2 protein-coding genes are annotated in these 1,788 nt (G+C 35.9%); both read right to left on the minus strand.

Going from position 1 to position 1,788, the window contains the following annotated elements:
• Positions 1-208: 208 nt before the first annotated feature.
• A complete protein-coding gene (locus tag HHO47_RS18895; protein WP_342351510.1) occupies positions 209-622 on the minus strand; it encodes an MAPEG family protein in 414 nt (137 codons plus the stop codon).
• A gap of 118 nt (positions 623-740) precedes the next feature.
• Complete coding sequence (locus tag HHO47_RS18900) at positions 741-1,640, minus strand: hypothetical protein (RefSeq protein ID WP_169021685.1); 900 nt, start codon at positions 1,638-1,640, stop codon at positions 741-743.
• Positions 1,641-1,788: the final 148 nt, after the last annotated feature.

Below are 1,788 nucleotides of genomic sequence, written 5' to 3' on the forward strand. Positions count from 1 at the left end.
ATTACTCAAGCGCAAATCATCAGGGCGATAGCGTAGCAAAGCTAATAAACGCCGAATGTAGAGCTGCTGTCAGATCTTCTTGTTGTTGGAAGTGCTATTGCTTGACAAAGGGGAGTCCATGTAGCCCCATTAAGAGGCTAAAAATTGTTGGCCAAAATCAGCGAGGCACGAGCACGGCCAACTGTTTTTTGTCCTTTTAAATGGCTTGTTATATTTTTTGTAGCAACAAGTTTATCCACAACGCCATAACGCATAGCAATGAAAACCAAAACGTAAGCATACGATGTAAAACATGATTATAAGTTAAGTGAATATATGAATGTACAATACGTAAAGCAACAAATAACCAAGAGGTGATTAAAGCAAAATCGCTATTAATTCCCCAGAAAATATATAAAGAACATACCACGTAAAATAATACAGGTACTTCAAATTGATTATTAAAATTACGTGTTGTTTTCGTGATTATGTCAGGAACTTCCTGACCATTCATTAAACTATAAAATTTAGCTCTTACCGTTTTATTTTTAACGCTAGCGAACCTAGCTTTGACCGCGATACAAGCAACAATAAAAGTTAAAAGCACCATTGAAAACATTGGATATAACATTAAAACGTCCATATAAACTCAAATCCTGATGAAAAATATAACGCCGTTTTAAGCGGCGAGTAATTGTTGGCTAAAATGTGAAGCGAAGCGGAACCGAGCCAACTGTTACGAGTCTGACTTGAAAACCTTGTTAACTCTTTGCAAAATGTTCAATTACATCAATGAGCTTAATTTTTTCTGATTTTTCAACCCAATTTTGCTTAAAAAGAAATACTATAGATTCAGCCAGTGTTATTTGATGCAAATTACTACTAGTACCCAACAGCAATCTTCTACAACTTAACTCTAGAGCACAATCTGATAGTTCTCTTGTTGGGTTTGATAATATCATTGGTCGATCTGACTCATCCTCAAAGATCCAAAAGCACTGTTCTTGTAAATTTAATAACAGAGCATTTAATTTCTGAAGAGACAAGTGAGGTTTCGATTTTATGATAGATGCGAACGCAATAATATTGTGTCCCCAAAAACCTGGATTTGAAAGGCAATCTTTGAGAATTATCGCTTCATTAGCCTCAGTTGCACCAATATAGTTTTCATGTGGCTTGTAGGATAAACTATTATTTCCGTAAAAAGTCGATGTCACAAATTCGCAAAAGCGTTCGATAAATCTAAGTTTTTGCTCTTCAGATTTTAATAAAGTCCAAACACTTCTAAAAGAAAATAAAATTGAAACATTATGACTTAAATACTGCTTATTATCCAAGCACTGTGTTAAGTAGAAATCAAAAATTTCATCAGGTTCCGCATTTTCGAACCACTGTTGCATTGCAAAATAAGCGTGAGGGTATACAGCATGAGATAAGACCCAGTGCCGTCTTCGAGGTACCGTGTCGTAAGTAATTTCATTAGCCTTCAAAATAGCAGTATCAAACAGCGGTTCTTCAGTACTGACTAATAGCTCTATTTGACTCCAATCACTAGTTGACCAACTGTACTGACTTTTTAAGCTTTTAATGGCTAGATAACATTTTAGGGAGTGCTGTTGATGAATCGTTGCGATCCTTTTTAAAGAACAGTTCAAATCCAACGGTGAGTCCTCCTTGAGAGTTAGACATAATGACTCCCACACGGTGTTAGCCTCCGCTTTTCGTGGGTTAGCTTAATTCAAAGCCAGAGCCATAATTAGTTTGTCAATTAACTAAACAGCAGAGGCTAACATGAATAAACATAGCATA

The organism is Pseudoalteromonas arctica (assembly GCF_012927645.1).
In the GTDB taxonomy this organism is placed as follows: domain Bacteria; phylum Pseudomonadota; class Gammaproteobacteria; order Enterobacterales; family Alteromonadaceae; genus Pseudoalteromonas; species Pseudoalteromonas arctica_A.

Bases quoted from the DNA above. Each gene is read 5' to 3' on its own strand.
- HHO47_RS18895 (WP_342351510.1), bottom strand. From the start codon at position 622: ATGGACGTTTTAATGTTATATCCAATGTTTTCAATGGTGCTTTTAACT.